Genomic DNA, 20278 nt, shown 5'->3' on the forward strand with positions numbered 1-20278 from the left:
GCTTTTAGATTTGGACAAACACAGCTATGGAAGTGAAATACGACGCCGTAGTTATAGGTGCTGGTCACAACGGGCTGGTGGCAGCGTGTTACTTAGCTAAAGCTGGACTGAAGGTGGCAGTTGTGGAGAGGCGGAGCGTGCCTGGAGGAGCTGCAGTAACCGAGGAATTATGGCCAGGATACAAGGTTAGTAGGCTCTCCTACTCTTACAGCCTTTTCTCACCTAAGATAGTTGAAGATCTCAAGCTCAAAGAGAGTGGTCTAGAGGTGGTGGAGTCTGATGTCGAACTATTCGTTCCTTTCGAAGATGGAAGGTACCTGACGATCTGGAGCGATCCACGCAAGACGGTGAAGGAGATCTCCAATTTCAGTGTTAAGGACGCCGAAGCTTACTTGAAGTTCGAAGCATACTGGAGAAAAGTGGGTTCCGCCCTAAACGATCTCATGCTCTCTCCTCCTCCCGACTTAACTCAGCTAGTTACCCTTTCTGACGCGATTTCCGATCCCATAAGGGCCGTCAAACAGTTGGGGAGTCTCCTAGATATGTCGAAGGCAGTGAGGGCCTTCGCTTCCCACTTCGACAACCCTAGGGAGGCTGTCGAGGTGACTAGGACTCTCATGTTCGCCAGCGTTCATGACTTCCTCTCAGAGTACTTCGAGACGGAGGAGGTTAAGGCGGCATTCGTTCCTCGAGGCCTGATAGGAACAATGGTAGGTCCGAGGACCCCTGGAAGCGCTTATGTCCTTGCACACCACATGATGGGTGAGTCCACTGGGAGAGCAAGCAGCTGGGGTTACCTGAAGGGAGGTATGGGTGGACTGAGTTGGGCATTAACTAAGAGAGCACGGTCACTCGGTGCTCAAGTGTACCTAGGAGTAGAGGTTGAGGAAATACTAGTCTCTGACGGAAAGGTTAGAGGTGTTAGACTCGGAGATGGTAGGACCTTTGAAGCATCTGTGGTGCTGTCTAACGCCTCGCCTAAGCACACTATCAAGCTGATCGGGAGGGACAAAGTGGACCAAGACTATGTCAGGGCTGTCGATAGACTCAAGGACCAAGGATGTGTACTCAAGTTTAACGCGGCCATCTCAGAACTGCCAGACTACAAAGCCTTGCCAGGGAAGGGTGTCGGACCTCAGCACAGGGGAATAACTAGCATAGGACCTTCGGAGGACTATGCTGAAAGAGCTTTCGACGACGCTAAGTACGGAAGGTTCTCTAGGGAGCCTGTACTTAGAGTGGTTCACCACTCAGTTCACGATCCAACTATGGCCCCTCCAGGGAAACACACGATTTCCATTTTCGCCCTATACTTCCCATATGATTTGAAGGAGGGAGACTGGGACTCCCTCAGAGATCAGGCTGCTGACGCTGTTATAGACGCCCTCTCCAACTTCGCCCCCAACTTCAGGGGCTCACTCCTCCAGAGGGATGTCCTAACACCTCTCGACTTGGAGAGGGAGTTTATGCTCCCCAAAGGGAACATATTTCACGCCGAAATAACGCCTGATCAGATGTTCTCATTTAGACCTGTTATAGGTTGGAGTAGCTACAGGACGCCCATAAATGGGTTGTACTTGTGTGGCTCTGCAACTCACCCTGGAGGGGGAGTGACTGGAGCCCCAGGTCACAATGCCGCCTTCACGGTGTTGCGGGACTTGGGCCTGACTCGCTGAGGACCTCTCTCAGGGCAGAAGCAAAGGCATCTAGCCCTCTATCCAGCAACCCTTCAGGGGTGGTGAGAGGAGCCATGAACCTCAGTACGTTACTATGAATTCCGCACTTGTACATCAGTACGCCCCTCTTCAGGAGCGCCCCTATCATTGCAACTGTTCCCTCCGGCCACGGCCTCTTCTCGTCTCTAACGAGCTCGAAGCCAATCATGAATCCCTTTCCTCTAACATCCATTTTTCCGTCCGCTACCTCCTCATTTATCTCCTGGAACCTAGTCCTTAGTCTCTCTCCGACCGTTCTGACTCTCTCGAGGAGCTCCTCCGTTAATCCATCCAACACCGCTTTACCTGCTGCGAGGCCTAGGGGGTTGCCCCTGTAGGTTCCTAAATGAAAGGCCCTAGGTAGCTCTACTAGATCCTTCCTGTAAGCCACAAGGGACATGGGTATTCCAGATCCTATGGCCTTCGACGCACACATGATGTCAGGAGTTATGTTCTCCCACTGATGTGCCCAGACCTTTCCAGTTCTGCCCACACCGGTCTGAACTTCGTCAACTATCATCACTAAGTCCCACCTGTCCGCGATCTCCCTAAGCCCCCGTAGAAAACCCTCTGGAGGTACGACGTAGCCCCCTTCTCCTAGGATCGGCTCCACCATTATAGCCGCAACATCGTCGATGTTCAAACGGACGGCCTCGGCTACGGCCTCCAAGGTGTGGTTCAGGCAGTCCTGATGATCACATCTGAAAGTATAAGGGTAGGGGACTCTCACTACCATATCGTCATAAAATTGAGTGAACCTCTTGTACTCGCTCTCGAAAGTGAGGCCTAAAGTCCCCGCCGTTATCCCATGATACGCCCCCTCGAAGGCTATAACTTTCCTCCTTCTAGTCTTCCATCGGGCTACCTTCACGGCCGCCTCACAAGCGTCAGCACCAGTTGTAGTGAAGAGCACCTTAGGATCGAATGAAAGTGTCTCCTTGAACTTCTTCAGGAACTCCACCCTGACTTCCGTAGGAACCTCTAGCGCGTGCCAGACAGAGTCCAATTGCCTCTCCACGGCCCTCCTCACAAGCGGGTTGTTGTGACCCAAGTTCATTACGGCTATCCCTGCCACCCAGTCTAAGAAGACGTTGCCGTCTACATCGACGATCGTTGATCCCTTCGCCTCCTTTATGGCGATCCTGAAGTACTTCGGATAATTCAGAGCAGTGGTCTCCATTTCCTCCTGAAGTCCGAGGATTTCTTTAGACTTGGGCCCGGGGGAGGAACTACTATCTTTGGAGCGTCTTTTACGCTTCCGTCCTCGAATGACACAAGAAGGGGTTGATTTGGACGAGTAAAAAACCTTGAACGACTCGCTTCGCTTATAGTACAAGGTGGGGCGATTCCTTAATCACGTTAACCACCACCTGGGTGCTGGACCTCTCTATTTCTGGCATGGACATTATTCTCTCCAAGTACTTGTCCATGAACTCTTCCCTATTTTTATACCTTGCCATTACTATGAAGTCTATGTCGCCCAGTACGAAGTAAACTCCCCAGACACCTGGGATTTGGGCTATCCTACTCCCTAACTCGTTATGGTAGTTCTTACCGTACTTTGTCCTGACAAGAGTCACTACTATGTAGTCTAGGTCGAGGGAGGCAGGATTGATCGAGGCGTGGTAACCCCTAATTACTCCAATTCTCTCCAGTCGCCTCAACCTGTAGGAGATCGTCGACTTTGGAGTCCTCAGCGCTTGCGCTAGTCTATCCAGGGGATATTTGGCGTCTTCTTGAACAGCCTTCAATATTCTTAGATCTAGTTCGTCTAGCTCCACGTGATCAATTGGACACCAACTAACAAATAAACCTTAACTGTTCTGGAAATACCTTCTAATACGTTTCCTGTGTGATATGGCCTACAAATATAACATCGCGTGCAGGATTTCTCCAGTGCCTGTAGAGAGGGATGTGTTACTGGGTAGAGTAAGGGACGTGATAGACCGGGCTAGAGTAGAGGGACTGACCATTAGAGTAATAGGGGGAGCTGCAGTAGCTATGTTGGCCCCTCGGGGCGTAAACCTTTATCCAAGGAGCTACAAAGACGCTGACTACTTCGGACTGTCCAGCGAGAGCGGGAGACTCTCAAAGTTCCTCGAATCTCTAGGTATGATTCCCAACAGGAGGTTCAACGCATTAAGGGGAGGAACTAGGCTCATGTTCTACGACCCCTCCCTTGAGGCAACGGTGGATGTGTTCCTTGACGAGTTCGTAATGTGCCACAAACTTTCCTTGAAGCCAAGACTCAAGATTATGGATTACACTGTTGCGCCTTCCGACCTGCTTCTAACTAAGTTGCAAATAGTGAAAATGACTCCAAACGACGTAAAGGATGTAATGGCTCTTCTTCACGACCTTGAGCCTGGGACCTCAGACAGTTACTCCACCTTCGACGTGAACTACATTATTAGACTGCTCAGCGACGACTGGGGTTTCTACACCACTGTAACTGATAACCTCAACACACTCATTTCTGTGTTTAAATCAGTTCAGGACGGTGAGCTCTTGATATCTCGAGCAGACTCGTTGTTAAAGTCCTTGGAGGGATCTCCCAAGACTGTGAAGTGGAAGCTTAGAGCTAAGGTGGGAAGGAGAACCAAGTGGTACGAGGAACCTGAGGAGGTAGCCGAGTTCAAGCCGTCATAGTGAACACGCCTAAGGGTTTAGCTTATAAACATGATTCGTTTTCTCCACACGTAACTCCGTGAGGTTGTCAATGGAGAGTGGGCTTTGTATTTCGGGAAAATGTCCTTCACTGCCGTTGTCAGCAGTTTCCGATAAGCCATAAAGTTCATATCGTTTGATGTCATTTGACAGTTCTAGCCCTCTCAATGCTATTAAGTAAGCTGAGGCTGTATGTCTATCAAATCCCTTCTCCCTCATCACCTTATCATGCTCTTCAGAGTTGGTAGTACCCTTAGGGTTAACTAACACAACGTTAAAGCCTAACCTCAACGATTTAATAACACCATGAATTAGTAACTGCTTTTTAGCAAAACGCGAAATTTTCCTATCACCACTCCTACTCTTAGTAAACTCCCTCTTCTTCACTAGGAATAAATCCTCAAAAACAACGTAATCAACACCAATCCTTGAGATGAACTCCAGGGTATCACTTAAAGCGTTCGATCTTAAAGCTTTAGCCTTCTCCTTAGGAAAACCTGGTCTGGTAACATCTGGATACCAAAAAGTCTTAGTAGTAACGACAGTACCGTCCTTATTAACGACAACAACGTTCAGCCTATCACTGTTTAAATCAAAACCGGCAACCGAACCATAACCTGCAAGTTTTGGTGAAGAGAGATGCTTCAAGTACAACCAAAGTGGTACTTGAAGGTGGATCATCGGTTTTTCCTTAAAACTAACGACAGCACCGTAACCCTCCTCCTTCCTTTGGGATAACTCCTCCAACTCACGAAGCAAGGGTAAATGCTCCTCACCGAAATATGCGTTCCCACGAACCCACTTACCCCAAGGGTCTTTAACCCTAACTTCAACGTGATCCTCCAAAACGTGGAATTTAATGTTCCTATTACCCTCATCACTTTTATTCCCCCTACTGGCAAACCAGAACTTCCTTACCCTTACATGGATTATCTCACCTTTCTCGTCCTCCCTATCCAGCAGAACGTTAATAATTGTCTTAGCTTGCTTTAAAGCTGTTTCAAGGTAAACGTAATTCGGTAAAACGTCGTAAAACTCCTTAGTCAACTCCTCGATGCCCTTCCCGTCAAACAAAGGTCTAATAGCGCTCTTAACGACTTGCGAGTAAGCTCTAGCGATCCTAACAACCCTCTCCTTTTCGTTAAAAATTGCCTCACCGTTTATAGTTACGAATTGGAAGTTATCAATTGCTTCCTTAGAAGCGATCAACTTACTCCTCATCGTCTGGTAGGATGGCAATCACTATCACCTCCTTGCCGTATAATTTCTCTCCCCTATCCCTAAGTTTCGAGGGTATTGTTATACCGTCCTTTTATTCCCGTACTTATCTGTACCGTAACTTGAGACGGTAGACCTGAAAACTATTTGCTCCATAAGAATGTTAAAAACATTAAAATTTATAAACTTTCATGCTAACATTAAATTAGAGGGTGCCACAATGAAGTCGATGAGCAATGTGAGGTGGAGGAAGGCACCCAATGAAACTCCCTGTGTCCTCGAAGGGAGTGGTTTGACTACCGCTCCCGTAGACGGCACGGGGAGGAAAACAAGGGGAATGAGGACGAGGGTTGATATGAAATATCATGAAACCCTAAGAAAGTCCGACCCCTACAAAACCAAACCTCCAGTGAACTCGACCTTAATGGAGGTCTATGGAGACCCTTTCCTAGGTGTGTGGAGACTGAACTGAGGTCCTTCTGAGTTGTTCAGTATACGGGAGGAGGAAGATTTATAACCTAGAGGATGAAAAGCGATCTAAAAATACGTGAGCTAGATTCGAATGGAGGAAAAAGTAAGTAATCTAAAACCCGGCATGGAGAACATAGCCGTGAAGGGTAGGGTTCTTGAAGCCGGGGAGCAAAGGGTAATAAACACGAAGAACGGCCCTAGGACTCTAAGCGAGGCCGTAATAGGTGACGAAACGGGCAGGGTCAAGGTGACCCTGTGGGGAAACCATGCGGGGAGTATAAAGGAAGGGCAGGTAGTGAGAATCGAGAACGCTTGGACTACGGCCTTTAGAGGCCAGATCCAAGTTAACGCAGGTAGCCGAACCAAGATAACGGAGGCAGGCGATAACGAGGCGCCAGAGGCCTCCGAGATACCGGAGGATATGCCCACCGCCCCCGAGGATTACAGGCCTCCTCAGCGGAACAGAAGGTTCGGAGGCGGAGGCCGCAGATTCTCGAGAGGCGGTAGGGGCGAGGAGGAGTGAACTACGAAGAGATAAAGGATGTCAAGCCCCGACAGGTTGGGGAGCTCGTGGACAGGAGTGAGGATGGAGAGAACTACGTCATTAAGGTGGAGGAGGACAAGGTTTACGAGGTAGCCCCGATAGCGTACTATGTGTGGAGTCTGTGCGATGGTAATAGCACGGTAGACGAGATAATTACCAAGATAAGCAGTGAGGCCGAGCTCTCCCAAGACCAAGTGAGGGATCCAGTGGTAATGGTGATATCCGAGCTCGCCAACGCCTCGTTGGTGTCCTTCGGATATTAAATCAAAAAAGGTAAGTAGTCGTCACGTAAGTTATATATTTTTTGAGGCTAAACCTACTGCGTGAGGAAAGTTCTCCGCGACGAGCAGTTAATAGATCCTACCGAAGCTGTCCAGCTAGCCATAAGCAGGCTTCCTGTTAAGTTGCCCGTAAGCGAAGTTTCGATCATCGATGCAATAGGCAAGAGGAGCGCGGAGGAAGTGGAATCTCCAATAGATCTTCCACCGTTCTCTAGGTCCACTGTTGACGGATACGCTATCAGGTCCTCTGACGTACCGGGCAAGCTCAGGCTAATGGGCAAATTGAACATAGGCGAGGAGCCTAGCGTAACTCTACCGCCTGGCCAATGTATTGAGGTTGACACGGGATCTGCCCTTCCTCCTGGAGCCGACGCGGTTGTAAAAGTTGAGGACGTGAGGAAGACCTCCGAGTTTGTTGAAGTGACCTCCTCGGTAAGTCCCGGCCTCAACGTCGCATGGATGGGGAGCGATCTAGTCCAGGGTGAACCGATCCTGAGCCAGGGAGAGCAAATCACTTCGGAGAAGATAGCTACTCTCGCCGCAGCTGGCATAAGCACGATCAAAGTCGTCGAAGGACTAAAGGTCGCAGTGATAACCACGGGGAACGAACTCGTACCTCCCGGCTCGCCATTACCCCCAGCTCACGTGTATGAATCCAATGGGTGGTACCTCGCTGCGAGGCTGAAGGAACTTGGCCACGAAGTGTTAGGACCTACCATGGTAAGAGACAATTACGAGGAGATCCTCAACGCCATATCTGAGGCTGTGGATAGGAGTGACCTAGTCCTCGTCACTGGAGGGACCAGTGCGGGTGAGAGGGACTACGTCCACGCGGCCCTCTCTTCCTTGGGCGAAGTCGTGTTTCACGGTCTCAGGTTTAAACCAGGAAAGCCCACTGTGATGGCGATAGTAAGGGGGAAGCCCGTCTTCGGCCTCCCCGGTAACCCCGCTTCTACGGTAATGGTGTTCGACAGGATTGTCAACAAGTACCTTTCTCAAGGTGGCTGGGACGAGCCCCTCACGATCACCGCCGTGTTGGCTGCCCCTGTAATGGCTGATCCTCGAAGGTTCACTTACGTTCCAGTTTACGCCTTCAGATCCACCAGTACTACGTTTGTCTACCCCATAATCTTTGACAGCCATATGATAGGCACTCTCTCCTCGTCCGATGGTTACTTGGCCCTACCTCCGGGGACAAGATTGGAGGCAGGAAGCGTGGTCGAGGTGAGGCTGCTGAAGGTGGATCCTAGGCCGGTCGTTCTGGGGGAGGAGGAGAGATCCCTGAGCTTATCCAACAATGTAAGGAAGTTGCTTGTTGGTTCCAGGCCAGCATGCGACGCGCTTCGGATGGGGTTCGGCGACGTCCTGATAGTAAGCTCTCTACTCTGCCAGCCCGATTCCTATCAGTACTCAATGACCAGGACACTCTTCTGGAGTGGGAGAGGTGTAGAGGTGGGTTATGTTGACTGGGTTGGAATGAGTTCCCTTACTAAAACAGCCCACGTCAAGGTCAAGTCTCCCTCCATCGCGCTGAAGTTCTTAAATCGGGGAAGGGTCCTCCTTCCATCGACATATCACGCCGGGGAGGAGGAGGTAGGAGAGGAAACCCTCTACGTTGTAGTCAGGAACAACTCTCGTAAATTCCTTGAAGGAATAAAGTGACCACAATTGAGGTACGTCCCTCTTTTTAACCGACCTTCCAACTGCCTTCCGTGAAGGTCGCCAAGTCGATGGCTCACTCGAGCTCAGCTAACCTAGGCCCTGGGTTCGACGTGCTCGCTGTAGCGCATTCCGTGTTTCGAGACGAGGTCGAGGTGAGGATACTAGGAGAGGGGAGCCTGAAGGTCGAACTAGCTGGAGGAGATCCTTTGACCAACACAGCTAGTTACGCCGTTTTAAAGATGTTAGAGAACCTAGGGCATAAAGTTCAGGTGGAAGTTAGAGTAAGGAAGGGGATACCAGCTGGACTGGGATTAGGCAGCAGTGGGGCCAGTGCCGCCGCCGCGGTGGCCGCCCTAAACGAGCTTCTCGGATCGGGAGTAGACAGGAATACGTTGGTAAAGTATGCTATGGTAGGGGAGGTAGCGTCCTCAGGTTCGCCTCATCCCGACAATGTTGCAGCTAGTGTGGTTGGGGGATGGGTTGCGGTAACCTCGGTTGAGCCCCTCAAGGTGGTCTCAATTCCGGCGCCTAGAGATTACTTGCTTGTACTAGTCGTCCCAGACTTGAAGCTTGAGGGGAAGACGAAGAAAGCAAGGGAGATGGTCCCCAGACAGATCTCCATGGAGGATCACGTTGAGTCCACGAGGAGGCTCACTTCGCTTCTTGTTGGACTTTCCTCAGGGAACAGGGAGCTCGTGAGGGAGGGGATGCGTGACAACTTAGTGGAGACGGCCAGGTTGCCACTCTTCCCGTTCTACCCGGAGGTGAGGAAGTCTGCTCTGGAGAGGAACGCGGTGGGAGTTTGCGTCAGCGGAGCAGGACCCTCTGTGCTAATTCTCGCGGATCGGTCCACTGACGTAGACGGTATAAGGGATGACGTACGGAGGATCTCTGGCCTCAGGGCCGAGGTCTATTTGACTGAAGTCGGGGAAGGTGTGAAGGTTGAAGTTCGGAACTAGGGCAGTGAGGGAGGAGGTTGACGATAATACCGGCGCAATAACCACGCCGGTCTACATGACCACTGCCTACGCTTTCCCGCGCGGGGAGAAGTACAGGTACTCAAGGGAAGCTAACCCCACAGTCCTTGAACTTGGAAGGAAGATCGCTGAGCTGGAAGGTGGAGAAGCAGGTGTAGCGTTCTCCTCAGGAATGGGTGCAATATCCACGACCCTCCTAACGTTACTGAGGCCCGGGCTAAAGCTGATTGTACAAAGGGACATGTTCGGACGCAGTCTCAAGTTCTGTAGTTCCTTCCTTGGATCATGGGGCGTAAAGACAGTAATGGCAGAACCTGGTAGCGAGGATCTCATCGAGAAGGTTACAGAAGGTGCCGACTTGGTATTCGTTGAGAGCGTGACAAACCCACTACTCAGGGTCATCGACCTACCGGCCCTAGCTAAGGCTTGCAGGGAGACCTCCGCTAAGCTGGTGGTCGACTCAACTTTCGCCACACCAGTCAATCAGAGGCCATTAGAAGTTGGAGCAGACGTTGTACTGCACAGTGCGTCTAAGTTTATCGCTGGACATAACGACGTAATTGCTGGCTTAGCCGCCGGTAGCTCAGAGCTAATGAACCAGGTGGATCAGATGAGGAGGAGTTTGGGTACTTCACTTGACCCTCACGCTGCATACTTAGTCCTCAGGGGAATGAAGACCTTGAAGGTTAGGATGGAAACGCTGGAAAGGAACGCCATGGCACTGGCTGAATTCTTGGAGTCTCACCCGAAGGTAAGAAGGGTTTACTATCCCTGGCTAAAGAGTCACCCAGACTATCAGGTGGCCAGGAGGGTCCTTAGTGGTGGTGGAGGAGTCCTCAGCTTCGAGGTGAACGGTGATCCGACGGCCGTCATGAGGTCGGTGAGGGTGATAACCCCAGCTCAGACACTTGGTGGAGTGAATTCCGTGATCTCCCACCCCGCAACCATGACTCACAGGAGCCTCACTCCTGAGGAGAGGAGGGCTGCTGGAATAGACGATTCTCTACTTAGGCTATCTGTGGGAATAGAGGAGTTAGAGGACCTAGTGGAGGACTTGGACAGAGCACTGTCAAAGGCCTAGAGTAAATCCGCCTTTCCTGCATGAGCCACTTTCTTCAGTTCCCTAGTCAACTCGTCTCTTACGAGGGCCTTCACCTCTTCCCGGTGGACCCGAGTCAAGTGAAGGAAGAGGCCCTTCCTAGTCAGTGGGCCTCTATCACAAATACCGCACTTCAAAACGCTTCCGTTGATTTTGAACAACCAGAAAGACACCTTAGTAAGCACTTCCCTGCTAGTTGGAGCCATGGCGAAGCCAACTAGAGCTATTAGTTCGTTGTCCTCAACCTTGAAACCACAAGCTACCTTGACGGTGGGAACTACGAGCTTCTCAACCATTGTTTCTATTCCTGAGCCCAACTCCTCCCCCGTACCGAAGATATTCCAAATGCCAAGGCCAACGCCGTCACAAGGACTTTAGTTCTGGACGACGGATCCGTCGAGTTCTCGAACCTATAGAGTTCCTCCGTCTTCACTCCCATGGATCTAAGGATCCTCTCTACTCTCACCTCGAGGTCCTCCGCCCCTATCATCAATGCTCCAGAGTTCAGTCGCCTCTTGAACTGAACGGCGTATTCGAGGGCCAATGAGAGTTCATCCTCGCTCACGTTCTCAAATACCTCCCAAGGCTTGGCATTGAGTTGCTCTCCCACGACCTCTGCCATTCCATCTACGTAATCCAAAGGCACGAGCTCCGCGATCCACCGATCCACGTACCTCCTCACGGTGTCCTCCAGTTCGAGATCTTCTCCAAGGAACTCGAAAGCCACGGACGCCGTGGCCAGAACGTGTGCTAACGCTTCTCCCGTCCTCAACTCCAGCTCCTCTGTCTCGCCCCTAGAATCTACGTCTAAGCTCATTGTAGTTTACTTTTCCCTTCGGAAAGCACTTTAAGTGATCCATCCTGTAATACTGGGTGTTTCCACGAACGTTCTCCCTAAACTTTCACATGGTGCTGACCTATACCACGGACGGTAGTAGTTTTAAGTCCAACAGTGTTCCCTCTAAGTGGGGATACAAAGTTTTCTAGTAGCTAGCGAGGGCAATGTATGCCAGTCAAGTCAGTCAAGATGTTTAAAGTAGGAGAACACGGGGAGGTCCCAGGTCCAGAGGTATTCTGGATGAAAGAGTTTGGAAAGTGGTATCCCCTGACCTTCTACTCCTTCCTGGTGCGACTACAGAGCGGCTACCTTCTGGTGAACACTGGACTAGTGGAGGACTTATCCAAGAGAAACCAATTCTTGAGGAATTGGGCTGGGACAGATCGGTGTAAGTTCACATCCTATGGAAGGATCGATCACATTCTGGAGGAAGCTGGAGTCTCTCCCGACGAGGTCACCCACGTGGTTGTGACGCCAGTTCAGGACTACACAGTCGGAGGGCTTCCCCTCTTCAAGAGGGCCTCCCTTTACTTCTCGAGGAAAGGGTGGTATAACGACGTCGTAACTCCTGGTCCTCAGCCGTTCTTGAATAGAGACATTTACCTTCCTAAGTACGTGAGGAGCTACTTGTTCGAGGAGGCCTGGGAAAGGATATCCCTAGTGGATGACCAGGAGATAGTGGAGGGCGTGAGCCTGTTGTGGACCGGTTGTCATCACAGGAGCTCCATGGCAGTTCAGATAGACCTCTCTGAAGGCAAGCTCTGTCTGACTGACACCGCCTTCACACTTAGAAACCTCTCGGAGAACGTGCCAATAGGTATAGCGGAGGACATTTACGAGTGCCTCGATGCCTACAGGAGATTGAGGGAGAGTTGCGTTAAAGTTGTCCCGGCCTATGACCCGGATAACCCTAAGAACTTTCCAGAGCTCCTCTGAGCTAACTGACCCTAACGAGTATGGAAGTCTCTTTAAAATGTTTAAAAATGACCCTTGTTCATGTCTATTCCTTCTAAGGGGTCTGACGATCCCCTAAAAGCAATAGACGACGCTAGGCTGTCTTCCACCCACTATAAGTGGACTATGCTAGCTGCCATGGGAGACTTCCTCGACGCGGGGGCCATAGTCGCGGGCGGTGCCTCGTTAGTGATCTGGGAGAGCCACTTCGCGCTCACGGCGACCCTGGTTGGTCTCATAGGTGCTCTTAGTCCCAACGCTTTCGCCGCCTGGCTAGGCGCGCTCATTGCGGGGCCTCTCGGGGACCGCTATGGTAGAAAAGCGATATACACCTACGACCTAGTGCTCTACGCTATAGGAACGCTCATCATGACTGCGGCTGTCAACTACGTTATGCTTATCATAGGTTACATCATGTCTGGAGTAGCCGTAGGTGTAGACGTTCCCACCTCTTGGTCTCTCATAGCTGAGTACTCCCCTAGGGGGAGCAGGGGACGGCTAATGAGCTTCACCAACATATTCTGGTACGTCGGCCCAATAGTGATTCTGTTGGCCGCGATCGCTACAGTGCCTATAGGTGTTAACAGCTTCAGGGTCCTCTTCGGCATTCTTACGGTGGTCGCCGCCATCACGTGGTTCCTCAGGAGGTCTTTAATCGAGTCTCCACGATGGGCTGCCGTAAAGGGTAGGACTGACGTTCTGAAGGACGCCATGGATAAACTGGGAATCTCGGCACCTACGCAGACGACGGGTGGGGAGAAATGGAGCTGGTCCAAGATGTTCAGGTACAAGAAGGGACTTGCCTTGGTCATACCGATATACATATTGTGGGGTATCCCAGCGGGCACCTTCGGGTTCTTCCTAGAGTTCTTCGAGAGAGACGTGGGAGGGACGACGCTTGCGGCAGCGGATCTCATACAGGTGGGCTGGTTTGTCACCGCCATAATTGCGTTGCTCGCAGTTTACATTCCATTGGCCGACAGGGTGAACAGGAGGACCCTCTACGTGGCTAGCGCAGCGCTCTGTGCACTCAGCTTCGCTGTGCCCATATTTCTGCCTTTCAAGATACTCGCTGTGGCCCTCTTCAACGTCCTATTATTTGGTTTCGGACAAGGTGTGGGCCTATGGCCCTTGAACAGGATGTGGTCAGTGGAGCTTTTTCCCACAGAGATAAGGAACACCGCTCAAGGGTTCGTGTGGGCTTGGATGAGGTTCGCCATAGGAGTCTGGAGCATATTCGTTCCCTCAATAGTTGCAGCCATAGGGTACTCTGCCATAGCTGCTGTAGGGACGGCGTTCTTCATAGTTAGTATCGTGATCGTGCTCGCGTTAGCTCCAGCCAGCCAAGGTAAGAGCTTAGAGCAAGTGCTCAGGGACTTCTACGGAGGAAAAGCCAAGGAGGAAGTGAAGGAGAAGGCTAAGTAGTTTTTTCTTCCACATCGTATTCCACGCAGAACCCTTTTCCCTTGGGTTCGAAAAAGAACCCCCGTTCTGGAAGAGGGGGATTGATGGCGAAGTTCTCCATCCACCTGTAGTGAGGGAGGTACTCAACCATGGGGACAATGTTTTCAGGCTCCGCGAAGGCGAAGTGCAAGTTGTAAACGTTTGATGTGTGTGGTATAACCCACGCTCCGTAGGCCTCGGCGATGGACGCAACCTTCCTTAACGTCTCTAAACCACCGCTCCATAAGGCGTCCGGTTGAACTATGGTGACTCCAACGTCGAGGAGTCTCTTGAAGTCGTAGACGTGGTAGTGGTGTTCCCCAGCTGCCAGAGGCACTCCAGTCCTGGAGGCAAGCTCTCTATATCCCTCTAGGTCGTCGGGCAAGAGGGGCTCCTCTATCCACGCTAACTCGTACTTTTCCAACCTCCGCAACATCTTTAAGGAGAAGTTCAGATTCCACGACATCCAGGCGTCGGCCGCGAGCAACACTTCCTTTCCCACTTCCTCTCTCACTGCCCTCACTACTTCCTCGTTTCTCTCCACTCCTAGCGCATCCCAGGGCCCCGAGGGGAAGCGCATCTTCATGGCAGTGAACCCCTGTTCCAGATAGTTCCTTGCTTCTCTTTTCAATTCCTGAATAGGTTTTGGGTGGAGGTGGCTAGCGTAGGCCCTTACTTTCTCTCGAGTAGGCCCTCCTATCAAAGAAAGGCACGAGACCCCCAACTCCTTACACCTCGAGTCCCACATTAACAGTTCCAGGGCACTTATTGCGTGGAGGAATATTCCAGTTCTACCAGTGGGAAGGGTGAGTCTGTAGAGTAGGTCCAAGGCCAGGGAAGTCTGGGAGGTCCTGAGCCCTTCTATGGCCCAGGCGAGCGACAGGGCTGTTCTCCCTGCCACTTCTGAGGTCTCCACGTACCCCTTTACTCCCTCGTCTGTGGTGAGCTTGAGGAGTGACACCCTGTCAGACAAGGCCGCTCGAGCGGGAGACATAGATGGCAACTTATCGTAGTAGTCTGTGGGCTTGCTGTAAGGGTAATTAAGTTGTTCCACACCCTTGGTGGCCACCAACTCTATCTTCTTTACATACACTACTCACCTTCTCTTCGAGTCCTTTAGGGGAGAGATCCCGACATGTATGGGAGGTATCCAAATACCTGACAATTAAGTAGCTCCTGTGAAGTCGAGGGCCGCGATGTTTATGGGTCCTGGAACTCCCTTACAGCTTGGGGAGTTGGATCTCCCTTCCCCAAGAAGAGAAGAAGTGTTAATTAGAGTAAAGGGAGCAGGTGTCTGCAGGACCGACCTCAGGATATTTAAAGGACTAGAGGCTAGACCTAACATCAAATTGCCCATGGCCCTTGGTCACGAGAATGCTGGAGTAGTGGAGGAGGTGGGCGATGAAGTTGTGGGGTTGAAGAAGGGAGACAGGGTAGTGGTTTACGCTACGTGGGGGGATGGGACATGCAGGTACTGTAGGGAGGGCAAGTTCAGCCTCTGTAAGAACCAGGAAATTCCAGGGCAGACTACCAACGGGGGGTACTCCGAGTACCTCCTAGTTCCAAGTTTCAAGTGGCTTATCAAACTTGAGACCCTAGATCCGGTTAGCGCGTCACCGTTGGCCGACGCCGGAACCACCTCGATGGGCGCCGTGAGGAAGGCTGCCTCGAGGTTCAGGCCGGGTTCCTTAGTTGTAGTTTATGGAGCTGGAGGGGTAGCCCTCTACACGATTCAAATACTTAAGGCCCTTTTTTCTTCGATATACGTGATGGCGGTCTCCAGAAGCCAGGCTAGGAGGGAGGCTGCGTTGAGGCGAGGAGCTGACGTTGCTGTAAGACCAGAGGAACTCAGAAGTACCGTAAACTCGCTGTCAAAGGGAGGTATTGACGTGGCTTTCGACGTTGTAGGGGACGAGTATTCGGCTCAGCTACTCTCCTCATCCTTATCCAGTGCCGGGCTCCTCATCCTAGTTGGACTAGAGGGAAGAACCATGGTCCTACCTGTCTTCGACACAGTTGTATGGGAGCATCAAGTTATCGGCTCAAACTATGGGACGCTTAACGACCTGTCAGACGTCGTTAAACTTGCTGAGAAAGGGAAGCTCTCGATCAATGTAAGGACCTACAGCCTTGATGAGGCAAACGATGCTCTCGTGACTCTGGAATCGGGAGAGGTGGCAGACACCCGGCTAGTGATCACCCCTTAATCAAGAAATCTGAGCCCTACCTCTACGAACGATCGTCCTTGTTAGTTTGTGGATTCTCCCTCTTCGAAGGAGAAGAGATTGGTGAAGGTTAACGTATGACCAAAAATATTTAGTATTACGAATCTATCACTTCTGATCTCCGTGGTGGAGTTAAGAACTCCGCTCGAGTTCGCAGCAGTAGAGGTCAAGGTTAGGCATAAAGGATGCTGGAGCGAGCTCACCTCAGATCACAACGTAGTTATCAGAACTCTAGCAGCCAAGGTCAGGGACGGGGTAATAATTGGAATAGACGAGGTGAAGAGTAACTCCCTGAGAGACTTCAGAAATTTCATGAGAGACTTCAGGAGGAGCCCGAGGATCAAGGACGTGTTGGACGTGAAGTTGACCGACGAGAGGAGGAGGACCTTCAGGCTGTGCTTCCTAGAGGATTACGAGTCCATGATCATGGGCGTATTGAGTAAGTATACCGTGCTCAGGATCAGGGACTTGATAGTTGACGGTGTCGAGAGGATATCGTTCGTGGTCCCAGTCAACGAGGTCGAGCCAATAAGGTTTGATATGATGCGACTTGGCAAGGTACTCCAATACAGGGCGAAGGTGGTAGATCTCGACGGAGAAATATTCACTTCCTTCGATCTGTCTCCACAGGAACGCTACGCCGTTTCCGAGGCCATCAGGAGGGGTTACTACGAGCTTCCTAGGAAGATGAAATTGGAAGACCTAGCCTCTCAAATAGGACTGTCGAAACCCACCTTGGAAGAGTATCTCAGGAAGGCTGAGAGGAAACTGCTCAAGAGGGCCCTTAGCGACATCGAGTTTTACCGAGGAGGAGAGTTTGAGTGATCCTCCTATCGCCTCATCCAGACGATCTGGCCCTATCGATTGGGGGTATACTCAGTCTAGGGCTGTTAAATGGTTACTCTGCCGTCACTGTCTTCACAGAGAGTAGGTATTCGCCAGCCGCTATGATTCCTCCGAGCGAGGTGAGCGCGGCTAGGAGAGCTGAGGACCTCAGGTACTTTTCATCCTTAGGGGCGAGTGTCACCCACCTGGGCTTTCCAGACACCTCAATGAGGGGATACATATCGCTCAAGGGAGATGGGCGGTACATCGACCCAATTCTCCATAAAGTCACGTCTACGCTAAGGGAGCTGCTGAAGGGGCAAGATCTAGTAGTCGCCCCCCTAGGACTGGGGGGACACGTCGACCACGAAACTGTGAGGAGGGGAGCGGAGCTCTCTGGCGAACCACTGATTCTCTACGAGGATCTACCCTATGCGTCGGACTTCGACGACAACGAGATCCGACTGGCAGCGAGTGGCTATAAGCCGCTCCTCTTCGATGTCACTAGGGTATTTGGCAGGAAACTAGACGGACTCTCTGCGTATAGGACTCAAATAACTCGACGCGATCTGAACTCTGTAGTTAGGTACGCTAGGAGGTTGCTTCCAGGCGGCTACGGCGAGAGGTTGTGGGTCAACTATCGGAGCTGGGAGGAGATCTCCAGAAGGGCCTGGGCTTCTGCCCTCGCTACGTTCTCCCAAGAGGAATGAACCTTGAGGAACTCTATGGCCTCTGGGGACTGAACGTAGTCTCGCCTCATAGCCTCCAGGACGGCCTTAGCCATAGAGGTCAAATCGTCCTCACTTATCTTGACTACGTCTCTTAGGCTGCCGTACACTTCCCTTATCGCGGGCAGGTCGAAGGTGACAACTGGTGTTCCCACTGCTAACGATTCCAATGTAACTAAGGAGAAACTGTCGAAGTGTGAAGGGTAAAGCATAACCCTTGCTCTCGACACCACCCTGAAGAGCTCGCTCCCCCTCATAAAGCCGAGGTACTCTACGTTCAAGTCTCTAACCTCCCTCTCGAAGTCCTCCGCGTCTCTAGGATCCTCGAACTTCCCCATGACGTAGAGTCTCACGTCTCTCTCGGAGTTCACCTTCCTCCAGATCTCGGGTATATCAAACAGCCCCTTCTCTGGAATTAACCTAGTGAAGTAAACCGCGTAGTCCTCCTTACCTTCCCTCCTCCATTTAACTGCCTCTGGGTCGAACGCGTTCGCTGGTCTAGTCACAATTGTCCGAAGTCCGAGTTCCTCCAAACCAGCTACATCTATTGGAACTCTTGAAACGGAGGTGGCGAACTTTAGTTTATCCTCTCTTATCATCCTTTCCCATCCTGGCCTGGTCTCCTCAGAACACCTCTTTGCCTTGAGGAAACGCTCCTCACCTCTAGGTCCCCTGTGGGTTATCTTGAACAATTCTTCTTCCTTCTTGTAGAAGGGCTGGAGCTGAAGCTGTACTCCTAGTGGCCTCCCCTTAGACAACTTATACCCAAGCTCAAGTTCCCTCAGTGAGTTGCTGTAAACGTAGAACACGTCGGCCTCCACGTCTGGGATGAAGTCTGGATCCAACATCTCCTCCAATGGCGCAGGCAACTTGGCGTCCACCCTTTCCAGCACTTCCCTTAGTTCCCTCTCGTGGCCATCCTTGGCTAGCTCGAGGTCTCTCCTGGAGGGTATAACTACGACATCCAAGAACTTGGTAAGTCTAGATAGGACTTCCTCGTTCCTCTTATATCCACCGGTGATCTCAGTTAAACCGAAGTCGGAAACCACCGCTACTCTCAATTTGGGTTCCTCAGTTAAGCCTTCCCCTCAGGTCGAAGAAGGACGCCTCCTCCACCTTTGCTTTCACCCACTTCCCCAACTCCACGGCTTCCCTGAGGACAACTGGAATGTAGTTTGTCGTTCTACCAATTACAGAACCTCTAGCTCCTAGTTCGGTCGTTATGACGCTGACTGAACTCCCGAGGTACTTCGAGTGTTCCCTTAGGGCCACCTCTGCGTAAACTCTGTTGGCCCTCTCCATTCTCTCCTTCTTGACAATATCTGGTATCTGCTTCATGGACGCGCTTCTGGTGTTCGGCCTGACGGAGTACTTAGCCAGGTGAACTCGTTCGAACCTAAGTTCCTCCATCAACTTCAAGGTGTTCCTGAAGGCCTCCTCGTCCTCTCCGGGGTGGCCCACTATGACGTCTGTGGCCACGCTCAGGTCAGGGACCTTTGACCTGAGCTCCTTCACCAACTGTCTGAACTGGTCTACGGTATATTTCCTGTTCATGAGTTCAAGCACACTATCGTCCCCACTCTGCACAGGAAGGTGAACGAACTTGAACACCTTCTCTCGCTTTAAAGCGTCGACCAGATCGTCAAGGATTCTCATTGCTTGTTCAGGCGTCATCATGCCTATTCTGACCATGAAGTCGCCCTCCACGGAGCTCACCTCGTTCACCACCTGGGCGAGGTTTATGGAGGGATCGAAGTCCAGTCCATAGGCCGCGGTGTCCTGACCTGTGAGCTCTATCTCCACGGCCCCCCTCCTTACTCCCTCCCTCACTGACTCTACTATCCTCCTTATTGGGTAACTCCTCAGTTTTCTCCTCGCGTTCTTAGTTATACAGAAGCTGCAGTTTCCCGCACATCCATCTTCTACTGGCACTATAGCTATTTTCCCCTCAACTATCCGAGGAAGGACAGTGGGGACGGTGGGCTCAAGTCTCACAACACGTCCTGGCGACTCTACCACCTCCACTACTTCCTCCACCGCCTGCGGGGAGAGGAGGGAAGCCGTGGGGATCGTCGTCTTCACCAACCCCGGTTCGGCAGTAGCCATGCACCCTGCCACCACTAGCTTCTTGCCGTACCTGTAGAGGGATTTCATTCTCTCTATCATTCTTTCCTCAGTATCCATTCTCACTGTGCATGTGTTCAGGATGAGTACGTCAGCCTGCTCTGGCGTCTCCACAACCTCGTGTCCTCTATCCTTCAACAGGGTCTCCATAATGAGCGAGTCTCCCCTATTCAAGGCACAACCGTAGGTCTCAAGGTATACCCTCAACGTTGCCCGAGGGAATTTGACAGCTAGGCCTTTTTACTCTTCCCCTCGAGGAACCACTTAAGCTTATTTAATAGGTTTGAAGGGTAATAAGAAGATAAAATTGCACAGATACTTCCTCGTCCTCCTCATCTTTGTAGTTTTATCCACATACGCCATGCCAACAATACGGCACGGCTTAGAGGCTCAAATCCCGTCAGTGGGGAGGGGGCCGATCCGTCTTATTCCTTCTCACTTCCTCCTTCCTATTACGAGTACTTCTGGATCACTCTCCTCTCTGGGCAGAACTTGACGTTTTCGGTC

General features: G+C 51.5%; 20 protein-coding genes and 1 pseudogene. 13 read left to right on the forward strand and 8 right to left on the reverse strand.

Annotated elements, in window-relative coordinates:
- The first annotated feature begins 32 nt into the window (after positions 1-32).
- Complete coding sequence (locus HS1genome_RS06655) at positions 33-1676, forward strand: phytoene desaturase family protein (RefSeq protein ID WP_158613735.1); 1644 nt, start codon at positions 33-35, stop codon at positions 1674-1676.
- On the opposite strand, the gene HS1genome_RS06660 is transcribed toward HS1genome_RS06655, so the two are convergent.
- Complete coding sequence (locus tag HS1genome_RS06660; RefSeq protein ID WP_126450114.1) at positions 1642-2895, reverse strand: aspartate aminotransferase family protein; 1254 nt, start codon at positions 2893-2895, stop codon at positions 1642-1644. The genes HS1genome_RS06655 and HS1genome_RS06660 overlap by 35 nt on opposite strands.
- A 145-nt stretch (positions 2896-3040) precedes the next feature.
- On the reverse strand, positions 3041-3496 hold the full coding sequence (locus HS1genome_RS06665) for an Lrp/AsnC family transcriptional regulator (protein WP_126450115.1): 456 nt from the start codon (positions 3494-3496) through the stop codon (positions 3041-3043).
- Between the two features lie 76 nt (positions 3497-3572).
- On the opposite strand from HS1genome_RS06665, the gene HS1genome_RS06670 reads away from it, so the two are divergent.
- Positions 3573-4364 carry a hypothetical protein gene (locus HS1genome_RS06670; protein ID WP_232018732.1) on the forward strand — a complete coding sequence of 264 codons (792 nt, stop codon included), beginning with the start codon at positions 3573-3575 and terminating at the stop codon, positions 4362-4364.
- 153 nt (positions 4365-4517) lie between these two features.
- Here the strand turns inward: HS1genome_RS06670 and HS1genome_RS06675 are convergent.
- A pseudogene (locus tag HS1genome_RS06675) lies at positions 4518-5603 on the reverse strand (hypothetical protein); the annotation flags it as partial.
- A 217-nt stretch (positions 5604-5820) separates the two neighbouring features.
- Between HS1genome_RS06675 and HS1genome_RS06680 the strand changes: the two are divergent.
- The 6 genes from HS1genome_RS06680 to HS1genome_RS06705 all read left to right on the forward strand — a co-directional run bounded on the left by HS1genome_RS06680 (position 5821) and on the right by HS1genome_RS06705 (position 10616).
- Positions 5821-6072, forward strand: coding sequence for a hypothetical protein (locus HS1genome_RS06680; protein WP_162299808.1), 252 nt, complete (start codon positions 5821-5823; stop codon positions 6070-6072).
- Between the two features lie 90 nt (positions 6073-6162).
- Positions 6163-6594, forward strand: coding sequence for an OB-fold nucleic acid binding domain-containing protein (locus HS1genome_RS06685; protein ID WP_126450117.1), 432 nt, complete (start codon positions 6163-6165; stop codon positions 6592-6594).
- Entirely contained in the window at positions 6591-6878 is a 288-nt protein-coding gene (locus tag HS1genome_RS06690) for a PqqD family protein (protein WP_126450118.1), read from the forward strand. Before HS1genome_RS06685 ends, HS1genome_RS06690 begins: the two co-directional genes overlap by 4 nt.
- A gap of 60 nt (positions 6879-6938) precedes the next feature.
- Positions 6939-8558 (forward strand): molybdopterin-binding protein, encoded by a 1620-nt coding sequence (locus HS1genome_RS06695; protein WP_126450119.1) that lies wholly within the window; start codon positions 6939-6941, stop codon positions 8556-8558.
- 50 nt (positions 8559-8608) lie between these two features.
- Positions 8609-9517, forward strand: coding sequence for a homoserine kinase (locus tag HS1genome_RS06700; protein ID WP_229768058.1), 909 nt, complete (start codon positions 8609-8611; stop codon positions 9515-9517).
- Positions 9501-10616, forward strand: coding sequence for an aminotransferase class I/II-fold pyridoxal phosphate-dependent enzyme (locus tag HS1genome_RS06705; protein ID WP_126450120.1), 1116 nt, complete (start codon positions 9501-9503; stop codon positions 10614-10616). The genes HS1genome_RS06700 and HS1genome_RS06705 overlap by 17 nt, the downstream gene beginning before the upstream one ends.
- On the opposite strand, the gene HS1genome_RS06710 is transcribed toward HS1genome_RS06705, so the two are convergent.
- Both HS1genome_RS06710 and HS1genome_RS06715 read right to left on the reverse strand, forming a co-directional pair.
- A complete protein-coding gene (locus HS1genome_RS06710) occupies positions 10613-10951 on the reverse strand; it encodes a hypothetical protein (RefSeq protein WP_126450121.1) in 339 nt (112 codons plus the stop codon). The two genes, HS1genome_RS06705 and HS1genome_RS06710, sit on opposite strands and share 4 nt — an antisense overlap.
- Positions 10936-11451 carry a hypothetical protein gene (locus HS1genome_RS06715; RefSeq protein WP_126450122.1) on the reverse strand — a complete coding sequence of 172 codons (516 nt, stop codon included), beginning with the start codon at positions 11449-11451 and terminating at the stop codon, positions 10936-10938. Before HS1genome_RS06715 ends, HS1genome_RS06710 begins: the two co-directional genes overlap by 16 nt.
- A gap of 189 nt (positions 11452-11640) precedes the next feature.
- Between HS1genome_RS06715 and HS1genome_RS06720 the strand changes: the two genes are divergently transcribed.
- Positions 11641-12408 (forward strand): Zn-dependent hydrolase, encoded by a 768-nt coding sequence (locus HS1genome_RS06720; protein WP_126450123.1) that lies wholly within the window; start codon positions 11641-11643, stop codon positions 12406-12408.
- A gap of 60 nt (positions 12409-12468) precedes the next feature.
- Entirely contained in the window at positions 12469-13851 is a 1383-nt protein-coding gene (locus tag HS1genome_RS06725; RefSeq protein WP_126450124.1) for an MFS transporter, read from the forward strand.
- On the opposite strand, the gene HS1genome_RS06730 is transcribed toward HS1genome_RS06725, so the two are convergent.
- Positions 13844-14962: an enolase C-terminal domain-like protein gene (locus tag HS1genome_RS06730; protein ID WP_126450125.1), complete on the reverse strand. Its 1119-nt coding sequence runs from the start codon at positions 14960-14962 to the stop codon at positions 13844-13846. The two genes, HS1genome_RS06725 and HS1genome_RS06730, sit on opposite strands and share 8 nt — an antisense overlap.
- Before the next feature lie 85 nt (positions 14963-15047).
- Here HS1genome_RS06730 and HS1genome_RS06735 point away from each other — a divergent pair, with 85 nt between their 5' ends.
- From HS1genome_RS06735 to HS1genome_RS06745, 3 genes are all read left to right on the forward strand, one after another.
- On the forward strand, positions 15048-16076 hold the full coding sequence (locus HS1genome_RS06735; protein ID WP_232018733.1) for an alcohol dehydrogenase catalytic domain-containing protein: 1029 nt from the start codon (positions 15048-15050) through the stop codon (positions 16074-16076).
- A gap of 141 nt (positions 16077-16217) precedes the next feature.
- On the forward strand, positions 16218-16919 hold the full coding sequence (locus HS1genome_RS06740) for a helix-turn-helix domain-containing protein (RefSeq protein WP_126450126.1): 702 nt from the start codon (positions 16218-16220) through the stop codon (positions 16917-16919).
- Positions 16916-17629, forward strand: coding sequence for a PIG-L deacetylase family protein (locus tag HS1genome_RS06745; RefSeq protein ID WP_126450127.1), 714 nt, complete (start codon positions 16916-16918; stop codon positions 17627-17629). Before HS1genome_RS06740 ends, HS1genome_RS06745 begins: the two co-directional genes overlap by 4 nt.
- Here the strand turns inward: HS1genome_RS06745 and HS1genome_RS06750 are convergent.
- Positions 17557-18708 (reverse strand): glycosyltransferase family 4 protein, encoded by a 1152-nt coding sequence (locus HS1genome_RS06750; protein ID WP_126450128.1) that lies wholly within the window; start codon positions 18706-18708, stop codon positions 17557-17559. The genes HS1genome_RS06745 and HS1genome_RS06750 overlap by 73 nt on opposite strands.
- Positions 18709-18718: 10 nt before the next feature.
- Positions 18719-19978 carry a tRNA (N(6)-L-threonylcarbamoyladenosine(37)-C(2))-methylthiotransferase gene (locus HS1genome_RS06755; RefSeq protein WP_126450129.1) on the reverse strand — a complete coding sequence of 420 codons (1260 nt, stop codon included), beginning with the start codon at positions 19976-19978 and terminating at the stop codon, positions 18719-18721.
- Positions 19979-20278: the final 300 nt, after the last annotated feature.

It is taken from the genome of Sulfodiicoccus acidiphilus, from assembly GCF_003967175.1.
Lineage (GTDB): Archaea > Thermoproteota > Thermoprotei_A > Sulfolobales > Sulfolobaceae > Sulfodiicoccus > Sulfodiicoccus acidiphilus.

Bases quoted from the DNA above. Each gene is read 5' to 3' on its own strand.
- HS1genome_RS06660 (WP_126450114.1), bottom strand. From the start codon at position 2,895: ATGGAGACCACTGCTCTGAATTATCCGAAGTACTTCAGGATCGCCATA.
- HS1genome_RS06670 (WP_232018732.1), top strand. From the start codon at position 3,573: ATGGCCTACAAATATAACATCGCGTGCAGGATTTCTCCAGTGCCTGTA.
- HS1genome_RS06680 (WP_162299808.1), top strand. From the start codon at position 5,821: ATGAAGTCGATGAGCAATGTGAGGTGGAGGAAGGCACCCAATGAAACT.
- HS1genome_RS06685 (WP_126450117.1), top strand. From the start codon at position 6,163: ATGGAGGAAAAAGTAAGTAATCTAAAACCCGGCATGGAGAACATAGCC.
- HS1genome_RS06715 (WP_126450122.1), bottom strand. From the start codon at position 11,451: ATGAGCTTAGACGTAGATTCTAGGGGCGAGACAGAGGAGCTGGAGTTG.
- HS1genome_RS06720 (WP_126450123.1), top strand. From the start codon at position 11,641: ATGCCAGTCAAGTCAGTCAAGATGTTTAAAGTAGGAGAACACGGGGAG.
- HS1genome_RS06725 (WP_126450124.1), top strand. From the start codon at position 12,469: ATGTCTATTCCTTCTAAGGGGTCTGACGATCCCCTAAAAGCAATAGAC.